The organism is Paraburkholderia sp. RHO2, from assembly GCF_050955445.1.
In the GTDB taxonomy this organism is placed as follows: Bacteria; Actinomycetota; Actinomycetes; order Mycobacteriales; family Mycobacteriaceae; genus Prescottella; species Prescottella agglutinans_A.
On sequence record NZ_CP162617.1, the window covers coordinates 1,861,369 to 1,877,642 of the forward strand.

16 protein-coding genes and 1 pseudogene are annotated in these 16,274 nt (G+C 64.8%); 10 read left to right on the forward strand and 7 right to left on the reverse strand.

Features of this window, described 5'->3' with window-relative positions:
- Positions 1 to 37: 37 nt before the first annotated feature.
- A complete protein-coding gene (locus ABTV10_RS08590; RefSeq protein WP_499033998.1) occupies positions 38 to 721 on the reverse strand; it encodes an SRPBCC family protein in 684 nt (227 codons plus the stop codon).
- Positions 722 to 1,432: 711 nt separating this feature from the next.
- Between ABTV10_RS08590 and ABTV10_RS08595 the strand changes: the two genes are divergently transcribed.
- Positions 1,433 to 2,491: an IS110 family RNA-guided transposase gene (locus ABTV10_RS08595; protein WP_499033999.1), complete on the forward strand. Its 1,059-nt coding sequence runs from the start codon at positions 1,433 to 1,435 to the stop codon at positions 2,489 to 2,491.
- A 352-nt stretch (positions 2,492 to 2,843) separates the two neighbouring features.
- On the opposite strand, the gene ABTV10_RS08600 is transcribed toward ABTV10_RS08595, so the two are convergent.
- The gene (locus tag ABTV10_RS08600) at positions 2,844 to 3,431 is read right to left on the reverse strand and encodes a TetR/AcrR family transcriptional regulator (RefSeq protein ID WP_499034000.1); all 588 of its coding nucleotides are present in this window, start codon (positions 3,429 to 3,431) and stop codon (positions 2,844 to 2,846) included.
- Positions 3,432 to 3,497: 66 nt separating this feature from the next.
- Between ABTV10_RS08600 and ABTV10_RS08605 the strand changes: the two genes are divergently transcribed.
- The 3 genes and pseudogenes from ABTV10_RS08605 to ABTV10_RS08615 all read left to right on the forward strand — a co-directional run.
- Entirely contained in the window at positions 3,498 to 4,115 is a 618-nt protein-coding gene (locus ABTV10_RS08605; protein WP_499034001.1) for an NADPH-dependent FMN reductase, read from the forward strand.
- A complete protein-coding gene (locus ABTV10_RS08610; RefSeq protein WP_499034003.1) occupies positions 4,112 to 5,542 on the forward strand; it encodes a DHA2 family efflux MFS transporter permease subunit in 1,431 nt (476 codons plus the stop codon). The genes ABTV10_RS08605 and ABTV10_RS08610 overlap by 4 nt, the downstream gene beginning before the upstream one ends.
- 8 nt (positions 5,543 to 5,550) lie before the next feature.
- A pseudogene (locus ABTV10_RS08615) lies at positions 5,551 to 5,790 on the forward strand (leucine zipper domain-containing protein); the annotation flags it as partial.
- A 105-nt stretch (positions 5,791 to 5,895) separates the two neighbouring features.
- Here the strand turns inward: ABTV10_RS08615 and ABTV10_RS08620 are convergent.
- Together ABTV10_RS08620 and ABTV10_RS08625 are read right to left on the reverse strand one after the other, a co-directional pair.
- Positions 5,896 to 6,585: an SIMPL domain-containing protein gene (locus tag ABTV10_RS08620; protein WP_499034004.1), complete on the reverse strand. Its 690-nt coding sequence runs from the start codon at positions 6,583 to 6,585 to the stop codon at positions 5,896 to 5,898.
- 34 nt (positions 6,586 to 6,619) lie between these two features.
- Positions 6,620 to 7,384: an 8-oxoguanine DNA glycosylase OGG fold protein gene (locus ABTV10_RS08625; RefSeq protein WP_499034006.1), complete on the reverse strand. Its 765-nt coding sequence runs from the start codon at positions 7,382 to 7,384 to the stop codon at positions 6,620 to 6,622.
- 142 nt (positions 7,385 to 7,526) lie between these two features.
- Here ABTV10_RS08625 and ABTV10_RS08630 point away from each other — a divergent pair, with 142 nt between their 5' ends.
- On the forward strand, positions 7,527 to 7,994 hold the full coding sequence (locus tag ABTV10_RS08630; protein WP_499034008.1) for an NfeD family protein: 468 nt from the start codon (positions 7,527 to 7,529) through the stop codon (positions 7,992 to 7,994).
- Positions 7,988 to 8,860, forward strand: a complete 873-nt coding sequence (locus tag ABTV10_RS08635) for a slipin family protein (protein WP_499034011.1) — start codon at positions 7,988 to 7,990, stop codon at positions 8,858 to 8,860. Before ABTV10_RS08630 ends, ABTV10_RS08635 begins: the two co-directional genes overlap by 7 nt.
- Before the next feature lie 6 nt (positions 8,861 to 8,866).
- Here ABTV10_RS08635 and ABTV10_RS08640 read toward each other — a convergent pair whose 3' ends face one another.
- The gene (locus ABTV10_RS08640; RefSeq protein ID WP_499034012.1) at positions 8,867 to 9,448 is read right to left on the reverse strand and encodes a T3SS (YopN, CesT) and YbjN peptide-binding chaperone 1; all 582 of its coding nucleotides are present in this window, start codon (positions 9,446 to 9,448) and stop codon (positions 8,867 to 8,869) included.
- A 1,012-nt stretch (positions 9,449 to 10,460) separates the two neighbouring features.
- On the opposite strand from ABTV10_RS08640, the gene ABTV10_RS08645 reads away from it, so the two are divergent.
- The 4 genes from ABTV10_RS08645 (at position 10,461) to ABTV10_RS08660 (ending at position 14,052) form a co-directional block, all read left to right on the forward strand.
- Positions 10,461 to 11,351 carry a sce7726 family protein gene (locus ABTV10_RS08645; protein WP_499034013.1) on the forward strand — a complete coding sequence of 297 codons (891 nt, stop codon included), beginning with the start codon at positions 10,461 to 10,463 and terminating at the stop codon, positions 11,349 to 11,351.
- 7 nt (positions 11,352 to 11,358) lie between these two features.
- On the forward strand, positions 11,359 to 12,291 hold the full coding sequence (locus ABTV10_RS08650; protein ID WP_499034014.1) for a sce7725 family protein: 933 nt from the start codon (positions 11,359 to 11,361) through the stop codon (positions 12,289 to 12,291).
- Positions 12,292 to 12,445: 154 nt separating this feature from the next.
- Positions 12,446 to 13,321 carry an RES family NAD+ phosphorylase gene (locus tag ABTV10_RS08655; protein WP_499034016.1) on the forward strand — a complete coding sequence of 292 codons (876 nt, stop codon included), beginning with the start codon at positions 12,446 to 12,448 and terminating at the stop codon, positions 13,319 to 13,321.
- A gap of 215 nt (positions 13,322 to 13,536) precedes the next feature.
- Positions 13,537 to 14,052, forward strand: coding sequence for a very short patch repair endonuclease (locus ABTV10_RS08660; RefSeq protein WP_499034017.1), 516 nt, complete (start codon positions 13,537 to 13,539; stop codon positions 14,050 to 14,052).
- Here the strand turns inward: ABTV10_RS08660 and ABTV10_RS08665 are convergent.
- Complete coding sequence (locus tag ABTV10_RS08665) at positions 14,015 to 14,944, reverse strand: NaeI family type II restriction endonuclease (protein ID WP_499034019.1); 930 nt, start codon at positions 14,942 to 14,944, stop codon at positions 14,015 to 14,017. The genes ABTV10_RS08660 and ABTV10_RS08665 overlap by 38 nt on opposite strands.
- A gap of 48 nt (positions 14,945 to 14,992) precedes the next feature.
- The gene (locus ABTV10_RS08670; protein WP_499034021.1) at positions 14,993 to 16,261 is read right to left on the reverse strand and encodes a DNA cytosine methyltransferase; all 1,269 of its coding nucleotides are present in this window, start codon (positions 16,259 to 16,261) and stop codon (positions 14,993 to 14,995) included.
- Positions 16,262 to 16,274 lie beyond the last annotated feature (13 nt).

The following is a 16,274-nucleotide window of genomic DNA, read 5'->3' on the forward strand; positions in this document are numbered from 1 at the left end:
AGGGTTTCGCGACCCCGCCTACCTCCGCGCAGTAGCGCTACAGGGTGCCGTTTTCGATGTCGCGCTTCATGGCCTGCTGGTTCTCGATGTGGGAGGACACGCCGTTTTGCACGGTGTAGTCGATCAGCACCGCCGGCGCCGAGAACGTCAGGTGCTCGGTGACCGTGGTCGCGCCACCGTTTTCGGTGAACGTGACCTCCTGGTGGGTGATCACGCCGGGCATGTCCCAGGTGTCGGTGCTGTACCAGTGGTCGGCGGCGTACACCCGCTGCTGCCCGACAGTGCGTCCTGGGATCGACAGCGAGCCGGCCGGGACGTCCTCGAGGGCGATGAACTCCCAGACGTCGGCGCCACCCTCGGTGTACCGGCGGTGGTCGAGCACATCCTTCAGGAACGGGTGCCGTCCGAGGCTGTTGGAGAGGTTCGAATACACCGGGAACACCCGGTCAACGGGCGCGTCGATGGTGACCGGCAGGTCGACGGTCACGGTCTTCAGCGCCGAACCGGCCAGGCTCTTCTCGAACTGGTAGGCGGCCCACGAGGACTCCCATTCCGCATCGACGCTGGAGGAGGAAGCGGAAGAACTCGAAACGGATTCGGCCCCTGCAGTTCCCGTGCTCCCCATCAGGATCCCGGTGGTGGCCAGCACGCACGCTGCGAGAACCTTGGGTGCCGAGCCCCCGGCCCACCGGCCATCGAGCTGCACAGGACGTTCGATCATTCGCGTTTCCTCCCCGTCGAAATCGTTGGCGCCGATCGGCAACCGGGCGAATGATACGCCGCCGGTGGCTTCGATCGACCCCGTATGGGATCAGGTCCGGCCGAGCGGATTTGGGTTGCCAGAGAGACCCGAGGCGATCGCGACCTTGGGCGGTGCGACCAGCGATTTTTGATGTTCGCCGCCCCTGGGCCGATCAGGGTGGATGGTGCTCCAGTCGAAGTCGGATATCGACCACGTCCGCCAGGCGAGTGGAAAGTTTCGAACCCGCGGAACGGGAGATGCCACGGCCCCTGCGAGCGCGGGCGCCGACACAGCGTCACAAGCCCTGCGCGAACATCGCTTGAAACGCGCCGGTGTCGTGATCCAATTCGCCGCTAGCCGGTATGGAGTGACACACGACTTGTCGTGAGTTCGCCCCGAGTGGGTCGGCGCCCCTCGATCGGTGAGGGTGCGCCCGGCACGGGGCCGACGTCAACGTCGTTCATGCTCGCTGCGCTGCGCGTGCTCCACGTTGACATCGACAGCCTGCGCCGGGCGGGTCGGCAGTGATCGAGAAACGCCCCGGAAGGGCCGGCTGTGGACCGCTCTTGCGGGCCGGGGCCTCACGCACAAGATTCGTGGGTTACCGAGCAGACGAACCTGTCTGTTCGGCCTATCCGACAATTGTGGGAGGCCCCGGTGTTTACCGAGCGTACGAGCGTTGGACTGGACGTGCACGCACGTTCGGTCGCGGCAGCGGCCATCGACGGTGTCACGGGTGAGGTGTTCGCGGCCCGCCTGACTCCGTCCTACGACCACATCCGATCCTGGATTTCTGGGTTGCCGGGACCGGCAGCGGCGGTCTACGAGGCCGGACCGACCGGGTTCGGGCTGTATCGGGCGTTGACGGAGTCAGGGATTCGGTGCGAGGTCGCCGCCCCCTCGAAGCTGCAGAAACCGTCCGGGGACCGGGTCAAGACCGACGCCCGGGACGCGGTGCATCTGGCACGGTTGCTGCGCCTCGACGAGATCACCTCGGTGTCGATCCCGACCGCGGATCAGGAAGCGGCCCGCGATCTCGTGCGGGCCCGTGAAGACTGCCGCGGTGATCTCATGCGGGCGCGGCATCGCCTGTCGAAACTGCTGCTGCGGCACGGCATCGTCTACTACGGCGGCGCCGCCTGGACCGGAGCGCACGACCGGTGGCTGCGCACCGAAGCGGCACCGCAGTTGACCTCACCCGCGACGCGGATGGCGTTCGACGCCGATTACGACCACGTCTTGACGATGCAGGCCCGGCGCCGGCGACTCGACACCGCGATCGAGGAGATGGCCACGGCGAGCGAGTTCACCCCGACCGTCCACCGGATGTGCTGTCTGCGTGGGGTGAGCACCTTGACCGGGTTCGGGTTGGCGGTGGAGATCGGGGACTGGAATCGGTTCACCGGCAACACGATCGGATCCTTCGTCGGGTTGGTGCCGTCGGAGTACTCGTCGGGTCCGTCACGTGTGCAGGGCGCCATCACCAAGACCGGGAACACCCACGCCCGCAGGCTGCTGGTCGAGGCGGCCTGGCACCACCGGCCGCGGTATCACGTCGGTGCGGTGATGCGTTCGAGGTGGGATCAGGCGCCGGCAGCCGCCCGGGCCCGTGGGGACGAGGGCAACCGTCGCCTGCACCAGCGTTGGGTGGGTTTCCTCGAACGCCGCAAGCGCTCGACGGTGGCGAACGTGGCGATCGCCCGCGAGCTGGCCGGTTGGTGCTGGTCGTTGGCGGTCATGGACGACTGACCGTCCAACCTGATCGGCTTCCTTCCCGGGCCGGTGGTGGCAGCGCGTGGATCGACCCGCGACACAACTATGAGCAGACCCTGCCGGGTCGACGCTCGACTCTAGACACGCGGATGCGATCCAGCCGAAACACCGTCCTGCGGTAGCCAACCCGCGCATATCAGACTGACCGCGCGTCGCCCACCGACACGCTCACCACACGGCTCGGGCGAGGAAGCAACGAGGCGCCGTCGGGGTCGCTCCCCGGCGGCGCCTCACCATGCCCTCTTGACAAAGCTTCTCTACATATATCAGTTGTTGCGGTTCATGAGGTTGTTGCGGGGAACTGCGTACTAAGAGCTCTGCTTACGGCTCAGCGTCCATACGCGGCGAGGAAGACGTCGACGCCCTCAGTGACAAGGTGCTCGATATCGGTTGCGGAGGCGATTGAGTTGACCGTGCCGGCGGTGAGTTGGATCAGGTGAACGGCCGCAATCTGGCCATCCTGCACCTTCAGCAGGCGTTGGCTGCTCATGGCGAGTAGATGTTCGGCGATGGCGGAACGGACGCGCTCCGGACCGGCGCGGCGCCACGCCGCCAGGACGTCTGGGTCGATGTGGTCGGCGTCGGCGGCCACCTGCCGGATCATGGCGAAGTGGGACAGCGATGCCGGATCCGGTGTGGCCCAAGCGACACCGAACGCGATCAGGTCACGGCGGAGGTCCGTGATGCGGCCGAGTAGCCGATCCGCCAGTACGATCTCACGCTCAGCAACGCGGTTGGCGCTGTCGAGGATGACCGCGCGGAACAGTGCTTCCTTGCTGCCGTATCGGTTGTAGATCGTCCGAGTGGAGACGCCGGCCTCGGTTGCCAACGACTGGATGCTTGCCCGGCTGTAGCCGTCGCGCGCAAATACGCGCAGCGCTCCGTCGAGCAGTGCCCGCTCCTTGTAGCCGTTCACACGAGACCTCCCGATCGAGTACAACGACCATTGTACTAAGTGCAATGATCGTTGTACTTTGAGTGCATGGATACCAACGCCGCAACCACATCTGTGCCCCGCATCGCTGTCATCGTCGGATCCACCCGCCCCCACCGGAGGGCGAGACTCGTCGCCGACTGGGTACAGGAGAACGCCGAGAAACACCTTCGTGGGCGCGCCAAGATCGAGATGGTGGATCTCGCCGAGTACGACCTGCCGCTGCTGGACGAACCGGTGCCCGCCGCCATTGGCGCCTACACCAAGCCACACACTCGTCGCTGGGCCGAACGAATCGCCACCTACGACGGTTTCGTGTTCGTCACCCCCGAGTACAACCACTCGCTTCCGGCCGCATTGAAGAATTCGGTCGATTTTCTGTTCGCGGAGTGGAACGACAAGGCAGCGGGCTTCGTGAGCTACGGCCTCCATGGCGGTGTGCGCGCGGTCGAGCAGCTGCGCCTGACGCTCGCCGAGGTCAAGATTGCGTGTGTCCGCAGCCAGGTCGCGCTCAGTCTCTTCACGGACTTCGACCTCCCGGACATCCAGCAGCCGGGGCGGCTCACTCCCGCGCCCCACCACGGGGAGATTCTCGTGCGGATGCTCGACGAGGTCGCGGACTGGTCCGAGGCACTGGGCGCGCTTCGATCGGGGCGCAGGCCGTGACCTCGGCGGCGGTGAGTGGCGCCGGAGAGCAAACCGATCGCATCGATGCGCGGACGTGGCGGCTCTGCTGGGTGATCGTGCTCGGTGCCTTCGCGAGTGGCCTCGATGCATCGATCGTCAATGTCGGCATGGACTCGATCAGCCGTGCGTTGGGATCTTCGCTCGCGGCCACGCAATGGGTTGCGAGCGGTTATCTGCTGGCTCTGGCTGTCTCTCTTCCGCTGGCAGGATGGCTCGCCCGTCGCTACGGCAGTAGACGACTGTGGCTGGCATCTCTCGCGGCGTTCACCGTGGCGTCCATCGGGTGCGCCGCCGCGCCGACAATTGGGTTCCTCATTGTGGCGCGCGTGTTCCAAGGCCTTGCCGGAGGTGTCCTCATTCCGACCGGCCAAACGGTCCTGGGCCAGGCAGTCGGACCGGACCGTCTAGGGAGAGTGATGGGCACCCTCGGCATCGCCGTCAGCGCGGCGCCCGCAATCGGGTCCTTGTTGGGTGGATTCATCCTGCATGGCGCTGCCTGGCCGTATCTCTTCCTGATCAACATCCCCATCGGCGTGGCAGGGCTCGTACTTGGTAGCCGCCTGATCCCCCCAGACGCCGGATCATCGACGACCTCCCCGCTGCACCGGACCGGGCTCGGGCTGATCAGTGTCGGGCTCCCCACCCTGGTGTTCGCGGCCAGCCGGTGGGGAGAGGCCGGCCAACTGGCCACCGACATCGTCGCGGCTGCAGGGATCGCGACCCTCGCGTTGACGGCGTTTGTTGCTGTCACCCTCAAATCCACCGATCCGCTACTCGACCTCGAGATGTTTCGGGTGCCAGGATTCCGTGCCGGTGCCGTGACCGCGTTCTTCTCTGGAGCGCTGATCTTCGGAAGCGGTGTCCTTTTCGCCCTGTACTTTCAGGTCGGTCGAGGACAGACACCACTCGACGCCGGGGTCAGCCTCCTCTGCTTCGCAGGCGCAACCGCGGTCACCGCCCCGATCACCGGTCGCTGGATCGACCGCCGCGGTCCCGGTCGCGTCGCGCTCGCCGGTGGCGTGCTGGCTGCGGCGACTACCGCAGGCCTGACGGCTCTGCCTTTGGACGCGCCGATCTGGGTGCTCCAACCCCCACTCATCGTCTTCGGTGCTGCCGTCAACATGGTTGCGATGCCGGCCGGCATCACCGCCTACAGGTCCGTCAGCGCTACGCATCTCGCCGACGCGATCGCCCAGATCAATATCCTCCAACGCGTCGGCGGATCCCTCGGTGGAGCGATCTGCGCGGTACTCGTCGCCAGCAATCAGAGAGGTCTTGCAGCAGCTTTCACCCACGCCTATCTGGCGCTTCTGGTCGCTGCCCTGGGAGCCACCGCCGGAGCCTGGCTCATCTACCGCGCAACAAGACCAGCCCGGACCTCACAACCATCGGACAGGGATCGCTAGTGGCGAGATTGCATGTCAACGCACCACTGTCAGTCGAGGGACGCAGGCGGCTGATCGAACGGTACGAAACCAGACCGATCGCACACGTCGCCGCGGAGATGGGCATCTCGCGTGCCCGCACGAGCAAGTGGGTGGGCCGCTATCGCGAGTGCGGCGAACTGGGACTCCATGACCGCTCCTCCGTCCCTCACCACCAGCCCACAACCACTGCGCCCGACGTCGTGACACGGATCGAGACTCTGCGCCGAGACCGCCTGCACCGCTGCCCGCTGAGAAGTCGGTCACCGCAATCGAGTTCATGCGCCGTGCCTGATAGACGCCCGGCATGACGGCGTCGCGTCCTCTGCCGTCGGTCATACCGCCTCGAACCGGGCCTCCACGTCGGCGCGGACGCGGATCGGCTCGGGCTTTAGCTCGATCGCCGGCCGATCGGCATGGTTGTCCGGGGCCGGGGCGGACGCGGCCATCATCCGAGCGGTCGGTTGTCCGACGTCCGGGTGATGTCCGGCGTTCAGCATGCCGGGATCGGCGATGGCCACCGCCTCGATCCGGCGGCAGCCCAGGCTGCGGGTGTAGCCCTCTGCCTTCGCGAGCGCGTCGCGGACCGCGAGGTCCCGCACCCGGGCGACGGCCTTCGCGTGCGCCTTCCGGGTGAGCGTCCACTCCAGGTGCGCGACGTTGACGCCCTCGATCGCGGACGCCAGGTCGACGAAGGCCGCGACGGCGTCGAGGTCGCAGAACGTCACCGAACCGGACGCCGTCGACTGGTAGTTCCACGGCAGCTTCTTGCCCTGCGGGTGGTACGGGCGGAAGCGGGCGTGCTGGACCTGGTCCAGGGACCACCGGCGGAGCGGCCGTGCCGAATCGCCGTCGAGCGTGCGGATCAGTTCGGTCAGCGCCGCGGCGGCTTCGGCCGCGTGATCGGCGGCCTCGGCGCGGGTGGTGCCGTCGAACGCGATGTTCAGATGCACCACACAGCGATTCGGCACGAACGTGCGCTCGGCGTGACCGGTGACGGTGATCGTGACGGGATTGGTCGGCATCAGGCCAGTGTCCCCGAGAACGCCGGCGGGTGGTTCAGAACAGCGTCGGCTCGGCGCGGGCGCCGCTACGTGCCTCCTGGACCCGCGCGTTCCAGCGCTGCACCAGCCACATCTCGATCAGTTCCGGCTCGGTGCCCACCCGCATCGCCCAGTCGCTGAGCAGTTGCAGGTAGCGGTCGTAGCGGCGGATGGTGAAGCCGCTGACCGACGGCTCCTCGAGCCAGCCCTCGTGGATCAGCGTCGAGACGCCATGCTGGTCGATCAGCTGGGCGCGGATCCCTTCCCGCCGGACACCGGCAGCCCACAGGAACAGTGCCATGAGCGGCACGCCGACGCCGGGCATGTCCGGCCAGCCCGACCACGCGTCGCCCGATGGATCGGGGATCCGCTTGTCCTTGGCGCACCGGTCCAGGACCTGCTTGATCCTGCCAAGTGGGTCCTGGTCCGCGTGCGGGTGGAAGACGTCGGGCAGGCGACGACTCGCGCGGCGGCTGCGGTGGGCGCTGCGCCAGGCCGCGCACAGGAACAGCAGACCGAGTGCGTCGTGGTCGGCGTCGACCAGTTCGCTGCCGAGTTGCAGGTCGTTGCGCTGCACGACCGCGATGCCGCGATCGACCACGTGGCCGTCGAGATCCCGCCCGTGCAGGACGATCTCGTGCTTGTGCTCGCGCAGGTGGTGGTTCCACCAGTCGAGGTCGACGTGGGCGCTGTCGTCCAACACGTGCAGCGGGTAGGCCCGCGCCCGGCACCACTGCACACAGGCCTCCGGAGGCGCGAACCCGTCGTCGAGCAGATGCATGCGGCGATGATCGCACCGATCAGCGACAGTGTCGGTGCACGACACGGTGGCACCCCGGCGCGGGCGGGCATACCTTTGACGTGAGGGCTCGATCGCGGGTGGCTACGCGAGGCGACCGGGCCCTCGCCGCAGGTGAGTGCAGATGACCGGGTTGGGCGCGTTGGCGCTGGTAGTGGGCGTGCTGCTGATCGTGATCGAGGCGCACGTGCCGACCTTCGGTGCCCTCGGCGTGGTCGGGACCCTGCTGGCCGGGACCGGGGCGTGGCTGCTGTTCACCGAGGGTGGGCTGGGGATGGAAGTCGCGCTGCCTGTCACGCTGGGCATCGGCGTCGTCGGATTGGGTGCCGCGGCGGTGGCCGGCCGGAAGGTGCTCACGGCGCGTCAGACGCCGGTGCAGACCGGGGTGCAGTCGCTGGTCGGGTCCGCGGCGACCGTCCGCAGCTGGGACGGGGCCCACGGGCAGGTGGAGGCCGACGGCGGATTGTGGCGCGCGCAAATGGAATTCGGCTACACCGAGATCCCGCGGGTGGGGGAGTCGGTGGTCGTGGAGGGCGTGCGCGGGCTCACCCTGAGCGTGCGGCGTCGTGAACCGTGGGAGCTGCCATGTTGACCACCATCGTCCTTGCCGTCATCGTCGTCGCGCTGCTCGTCGTGATCGTGGCCTCGGCCGCGGTCCGGGTGCTGCGCGAGTACGAGCGCGGTGTGCTGTTCCGGCTCGGGCGCCTCGTCGAGCTACGGGGGCCGGGCTTCGTGCTGCTGATCCCGGCCGTGGACCGGATGGTCCGGGTGAGTCTGCGGACCGTCACGCTGAACGTCCCCATGCAGGAGGTGATCACCCGGGACAACGTGCCGGTGAAGGTCACCGCCGTCGCCTACTTCCGGGTGGTGGACGCCGACCGGGCGATCGTCGGGGTGGAGGACTACTACGCGGCGACGTCGCAGATCGCGCAGACCACGCTGCGGTCGGTGCTCGGCAAGGCCGAACTGGACGCGCTGCTGGCCGAGCGCGAGCGGCTCAACGAGGACCTGCAGAAGGTGATCGACCAGCAGACCGAACCGTGGGGCGTGAAGGTCACCACCGTGGAGATCAAGGACGTCGAGATCCCGCGGGACATGCAGCGGGCCATCGCGCGGCAGGCCGAGGCCGAGCGCGAGCGCCGCGCCAAGATCATCAACGCGGAAGCCGAGTTCCAGGCGTCGGCACGGCTCGCCGAGGCCGCCGACGTCATCAGCCGCAACCCGACCACCCTGCAGCTTCGCTACCTGCAGACGCTGGGGGAGTTGGGTGGGGAGAACACGTCGACGGTGGTGTTCCCCGTGCCCATCGACCTCATTCGGCCGTTCCTGGCCGGCGACAAGGTCCCCGCGCCATCGACGAGTTCCGAGATGCCCGCGCTGCGGGGCCGCAGAGACATGGAGTCGCTCATCGCCGGCTGGACGTCGGTGCGAGCCAACGCCCAGCCGGCCGAGAAGTAACGAGCGTCAGTTCGACGGCTGCCCGACGGGGATCGTCTCCCCGAGATCGCCGGCGTCGTGGCCGCCGCACGCGCAGTCGTCACCGCAGCCCCCGCAGCCGCCCGCGTAGGAGTCGTCGTCAGCGTCGCAGTCGAGGACACCACCGAACTTGGCGGCGAAGTCGTCGTCAAGTTCGTGGGTGAGCTCGTGGATCTCATCGACCAGGTTGATCAGGTGCTGCGGCGCGAACGGGTCGGCGTCGACCAGCGTCGAGACCAGCAGGTGCCCGTCCTCGATAGTGAAGCGCAGGCGCGGCCACTCGGCGGAGAGCTCCGGCAGGTTCTTCGCGGCGGCGGCGCCGTCACCGAGCTCGGAGAGGATCGACGCCCACACGTGCAGCTGCGGGCCGTCCTCGGCGACCGTCACGTAGAGGCCGAATCCGTGGACCGGGACCGCGATGTCGCCGTCCTCGTCGACCTCCGGTGCGCTGCCCAGCAGCTCGGTCAGCGTGCGGACGGACAGGGCGTGCAGCTGGTCGCGGCTGTCCGTCGCAATCGCGAACGCGCCATCGAGCTGCAGCGGCTGGTCGGTGGTGTCGTGGTCGGTCATTTGTTCCCCTGTCCGGCGCCGGCCGGATCTACGGTTCGGGCGCTGCAAAGTCGGTGTTCTGTGGGTGTCCACGGTATCGCGTGTAACCCGTAGCAGTCGGGGGCGGGCCATTGCGGTGAGAGCAAGTGGATTGAGCGACGTCGAAGGTGGGTCGCAACTCGGCGACGGGCAGTGGCAACAGTGGGCCACACCCAACAAGCACCACGGGCGGTATCCGGCTGGCATCAATGCCACCGCAAGCTGCGCCACCGCAGACTGCGAAGAGCTACGTATACAACCCGGGGCACGTCGAGGATATACAAAGTCGGCTACCCGAAACACATCGGTTCCTCCGGACAGACCTGACGCCGAATCAATTCCACGACGCGCTCCGGTTGCGAATCAGTGACCGATGTTCACTTGCTCTTGCCGCGGTGGGGACCCCCGAGATCAGGGCCGATGTTGCCCGCCTGTCGTTCGACCGTGCAGCGGGCGGGCTCCTGCACGTGTGTGTCGACGATCGCCAATTGGTCGAGCTCCGCCCCAACGAAGGCTGATTCGATCTTCTAGATAGCGTTGGCGCTTGATTTTCGACCTTTAGTCCCGATCCGACCCAGCTTCTGGGCTGTGTCGCTGGCAGCAAATGGGATGCGTGCTTGCGTCGAGTAGGTCGCGACGCGCTCAGCTCAGCAGAGTTTTGTCGAGTCGATGCCGAACTTGGCGGCGACGGACTTCGATCGCCGCCGACTGCGACGAATACTCGTCACGAGCCGCCGTGACCGGCGCCGACCGCTCGCGCAGCTCGTCCGGACACTTCCTTGAACTTGATAGGAGTCCCTCCTCACGAGAGATCGCGCCTCCATAGTCGCCAGGAGGACGCAGTCCCGGCGTCGTTCATCACCCGGACCTGAAGTTGTCGGACTTGCCCTGGCGATTACCACCCGTGACATGGACGACCCCGCCGACCTGCAAGTGGTTGAGCCCGCCGCGACTATGATAAAACAGACCGCAAGCCGCCGCAGGGGAGGACATTATGAGCACTCCCACGAAGCGTGAGTTGGCGGCTCTTTCTCGGATTTTCTCTCCCGCCGTACTTCGGGAGATCGGAAAGACAGGTCGGTCTCCACTTCTAGCGCGATTGCTGACCGAATCCGGTGTTCCCGCAATGCTTCCGGAAGAAGCGACACTGGCAGATGCCTTCGAGCTGGGCTTCTCCTCTCTGTGCAAAATGGGCAACCGTGACGACTACGTCTATCGCATCGCGATTACGCAGAAAATCGTCTTGGGGAGGCATAACCTCCGAACCGCCACGGTATTGAACGAACTGCGGGCGGGAAGCTCAAGGGCCGATGTCGTCGTCCTCAACGGGACCGCCACGGCATACGAGATAAAGTCCGAGCGAGACTCATGCCAGCGCCTCGCCGGTCAGCTCGCCGATTACCGCTCCGTTTTCGCGAGCGTGAACGTGGTTACAAGTCCGGCGCAGGCCGAATCTGTCCTAAGGATCGCTCCGGAGGATGTGGGCGTACTTGTCCTCTCTTCTCGGTTCCGCCTCCAGGTCGTAAGGGAAGCAGTCGACCTGCCGGAAAGAACCTCCCCACTTGCGGTCCTCTCGACGCTTCGCATAGATGAAGCCATCGACGTGCTCACTGACCTCGGAATCGAATTCCCTGACGTGCCGAACACCCGACGGTGGGGAGTGCTTCGCGAGATCTTTGCCGGATTGGATGCATCGACTGTTCATGCCAGGGCGGTGAGCGTGCTTAAGTCCGCCCGCTCGCGCGCCGAGCTTGAGCCTTTCGTAAAGCAGCTTCCCAAGCCGCTTAGTGCGGCTATCCTCTCTACCGATCTGTCAGCAGCAGCGCGACGGAATCTGAGCGCCGCGACGTGGCAACCGCTCTCATCCGTACTCGCTTGGAGTTAGGACCCCCATGTACTATCCGTTCTTCCGCGGTAAGCAGTTCGAGCTCCTTGCGATTCGAGAATCGGCGAAGGTCATCGCCGACGCTTCTTTCAATCCGATCATCGAACCGGTCCGCGAAACTTTCAGCGGCCTCCAGCGGACACTGCAAGAACTCGTCGCACAAGGGGCTGCTGCCGCAGTCATTGTCAATCCGCGCCACGGCGACCACAAGAAGGACAGCGAGAACCTCGCCGCCTACTTGGCGGAGAGTTACGGTGACAACGACGCGATCTCGCCTGCCTTGCTGTTGACGAGCACTATGGGCGTCGACGATGCGCTGGCGAAGATCTCGCCTTACGAAGAACACCCACTGACCCTGGTCCATGCAGGCTTCACGGATGGCAGAGGCCTTGCTGACAACCTGCCCGAAGGCGATTACACCCACGTCTTCTTGGATGCTCGAAATACCCTGTACAGGCGGCCGTTCAAGGGCGGTCGCCGAATCCTCGTCGAGGACGGATTCGAGCGCAAGAAGAACGCTGATTACGACTTTAGAGATAGGTTCTCGGATCTGCACGTGACATTCGACGAGCTCGGCGGCGACGGATACGGTGACTTCCTGACAGTCGGCGATCATTACGCGGAAGGCGGCGGACCGGCCTACGCGGTGGCGATTCATCTGACATTTATAGATCCGAAGCAAGACGACGCAATGTTCGTCTACCACTTCGTGTCCGACACCAACGACACTCCGGTCGACCCGGCGGGGAAGTTCTCACAGGCGCTCGGAAAACTGATCGCAGAGGTGGACCGCGACAGCTCGAACGTTCTAGAAACTTCTGCGTTGCGAGAGTTTAGAGATCTCCATGCCCGACGCCATTTCCCTGGGCTCGGGTACGTGAAGAAGCTGTCGATCAAGCATCATCTAGAGACGCTGGCTGACTACCATGCGCATGCATAGTCGCCGATGCTGTGCGAATTGCTTCGGGGACCGTCTGATCCGCGAGGAGTACATCGACCAGTGCAATCCCGTCGTCCAGACATGTGACTACTGCGGCGCATCGAACGCCTCGTGTGTGGAGCCGCAGAGTCTCGGTCAGTGGTTCTCGACGCTCATGGCGACCTACGAAGAGGTCGATGACGGCGAGCCGATAGTAGAACTCCTGACCAACGAGTGGAGAATGTTTCGAGACTCCGGCCTTCGCCCAGCGGAAGCCAAGGATCTTCTTGCGGACGTGCTCGACGACGGCGAGGTCGTCCGCAGGTCGTTCTCTCCAATCGCGCATTCCGAGGGCGGGAACCTCAGGCGCTGGGACGATCTTCGCGACGAGATGATGCACAAGAACCGTTGGTTCCTTGCGGAACCGATGGATATGGATCGCATCGAGGAACTACTGAACCAGCTGATCACATCGCCGGCTTCGCTCGGTGATCTATCTTGGTACCGAGCTCGTTTGATGAGCAACGATGACCCCTACGAGCTTACGAACATGGGGGCACCGCCTCCACACCTCGCCGGGCACGGACGCGCGAACCCGGCTGGCATTCCATACCTCTACCTAGGTTCCACTCGCGCTACCTCGGTTGCGGAACTGAGGCCGCACACTGGCGAGCGGGCATGCGTCGCTGAGTTCGAACTGGCAAGTCCCGATCTGAAGCTCGCAGACCTCAGAGAGCCAAGAGGACTGATCTCGCCGCTATTCGGCGATGAGAGTCAGATCATCAAGCTCCGCGCCGACCTGCCGCTCTTAGAACGGTTGGGCGACGAGCTGACCCGTCCCGTCCAACCCCGCGGGGCCCCATACGAGTACATCCCCACGCAGTATCTGTGCGAATTCGTGAAGACCTGCGGGTTCGACGGCGTCCTCTATCGAAGCTCTGTCAGCAGCGATGACGGAATTAATATCGCGATATTTAGGCCCGAGCTCGCTAGGGCCATGCGAGTCGAAGAGGTGTCCGTAGAGCAGGTAAGCGTTCGGATCAGCCTCTAGCGTCACGCGCGTCGGTTCGGAGGACCGCGCCTGGGGGCGGCAGCCGGAGGTCAAGCACGAATCCTCGCGAAGGAGGCTGCGAGATTCGACGGCCGAAATCCACACGAGGTTCGACGGGAGTGCCTTCCGGGTACTCGCCGGCTGACTTCGCCCACTAGTCGGGCCCACACTCAAGCTCGCACCCGTGCAGCACCGGCGCTGAGTATCTTCGGAGTATGCGGAGCCGTGAGAACGGAATCGACGTAACGAACGGCACTGGCAACGAGGAGGCATGCAGGTCGCAGCGAGTACCTCGGCCAGCGACTGCGGGCAGGGCCCGCAACATGCGGGCAATCCGACGCTCAGATACCAAACCGGAGGTCGCGATCAGGAGTGCTCTGCACCGGCGGGGTTTTCGGTTTCGCAAGGACTTCAGGCTCGACCTCGGTGACGTCAAGGTGCGGCCTGACGTCGTTTTCACCTCACGGCATGTAGCAGTGTTTGTCGATGGCTGTTTCTGGCACTCGTGCCCTCAGCATGGGCGCCCACCGACATCGAACGAGTGGTATTGGGCTCCAAAACTGCGGCGAACTGTTGAAAGGGACCGCGCTGCCGACGTGGCGCTCAGCGGGGCGGGATGGACGGTGGTGCGGGTGTGGGAGCACGAGCCAGTAGCCGATGCGGTCGGGCGGGTCGTTGCAGCACTCGACGGCCCTACCTCTGGGGCAGCACCGGAGCTGGGGCCTCGATGACGTCCATATCGTTGGCAAGCGTCCACGTCAGTCCGTCTATGACGACGGACTGTTGGTTGCTGTGATCGACGGGTTTTACACGGACACTGACGAATTCACCTGGCTCTGGAACTTCGGTACCGAGCTGGATCGCGATGTCGCGCTGGATGCTGTAGTCACCGCCGAGGATCAGATAGCCCTCGGGTCGAAGCGTGGTTCGTGCGCCGCCGTTGGCGCGCACGCGCTTCATGTAATCGTCCTGCTGGGCCACGGTGGCCACGGTGTTTCTGCCGATTCGCCGGTTCGTCACAAGGCGGAAGAGCTCGTTCACCCGCTGCTGGCCTGATTTTGGTTTCAGAACCCTCTCGGTGAGTTCCGATGACACATGTAGCAGCACATTTGGTGGAAGGATGGCGTCGCGGTGAAGCCATACGATGTCGCTTCGACCCACCGCGGATAGGCTTGTCTTTCCGTCGCGGTTCGTGGAGGTTCTGCGATTGCCCTCGGTAACCCGCACCACACCCATGTTCCACGTACCCGCTTGATCGTCGGCAGTGCAGCAGAGAATCAGCTGGCCGAAGGACTCTGGCGGCAGCATCCATGCTCCGAGCTTCTGCGAGTACTTGCAGTCAACCTCGTGTGTGCAAATGGAGTAGTCCAGGATGTCACCGTCGCGGATCACACCATCGAACTCACGGCGCAGGTTGATCTCGATAAGAGTGCCGTAGTGTGTTTTCTCGGTCTTGAAGAGCTGATCCCAGCAATATCGCCCGGTTCGCTGGCCATCGTAGAGCTGGTCGAAGGTGTCTCGGAAGACTTTGGCGGACCGGCTCCCGTCTGGGTCGGCATTTCGCAGTGCGTCCACTACATCGCTCATCGCAACGTCATCGTGGTCAACCCAGTCGATACTCATCCGGGAGACAATACCTACGCCGAGGGCGCTGACCTCATGGCACGGCGGTCAGCTGACCTTCGACGTGTTCATGCGCAAATAATCGTGACGTATGTGATCGTCCTGTCCTACGAATCCGCGGAATCCGTGGAGCTTGTATGCAAGCCCTGTCGACCGTTGCTCCTTCTCAATCTCGAAGTCGGCGCCGAGGACACTGATTCGGCGGTCGATCTCCGGATCATCGAGCTCGACTCCAGACTTCTTCACGATCTGTCGAGCGGTCAAGAAGTCAGTGGCATCACGCAACACGCGGTAGATCGGGTCGGTATCGGGTTCGAGGTCAACTGCGCGTGCCTGCCCACGACGGGCGAGCGCATCGACAATCTGCCTGCCGATGGCGTAGGCAACCGGCGGCGGGAACGCATTTCCGATCTGCCGGTACACCGAAGTCTTTCGTCCGGTGAATTCCCATCTGAATTCGTTGTCATTCCAGCCCTGCAGTCGTGCGACCATTTCGCATGTTAGCTTTGGCCCGATTTCGAAGGTGTCCTCCCTCCCAGGGGCCTCGTCGGCGATACCGAGCCCGTTCACGCCGAGTGCCGCCCAGGCGCGCTTCGCGCGGGTGGGGCCGAGGTCGGCGCCTCCGTGCTTCTTCGAACCGCCGACAATTGTGGGGGCGATGGTATTCGCCTGTCGCGCCCAGGCTTTCGCTCCTCGCCACTTGTTCGCCGCCATCAAGGGAAGGAGCGTCTCACCAACGGTGGCAATGCTATTGACCGGGTCAGGCCAGTGGAAGTATGCGAAGTCTTCGGCTTTCAGTGCCACCAGGACAAATCGTGGGCGCAGCTGTGGCACGCCAAAATCGGCGGCATGGAGAAGTCGCCATTCTGCTGAGTAGCCGAACTCACGGAGTCGGTCAAGGACATGCTGACGATACCCGGCGAACCGCGGCATGCTGAGTCCACGAACGTTTTCGAGCAGCAGTGCACGCGGTTGCAGGACGGAGACCTGTTCGACGGCCCACGCGAAAAGATCGCGTTCGTCGTTCGCGCCGAGTTGCTTGCCTGCGATGCTGAATGGTGGGCACGGAACGCCACCCGCCAATAGATCCACCGGGCGACGGCCATCAGCGGGCGCGTAGTCGGCAGGGTTCCATATCTCTGGGTTTGCGACGTCGCCGATCGCGACTTTCCAATGAGGCCGGTTGTGCGTGAGGGTTGCGGCTGCATTGACATCTAGTTCGACCGCGAGCTCGTGCTCGAAGCCTGCACGTTCGAGGCCGAGCGCTTGACCGCCGGCGCCAGCGCAAATCTCGATGACGCGGAGGTCGTTTGTCACCAGTCGTTCCCTT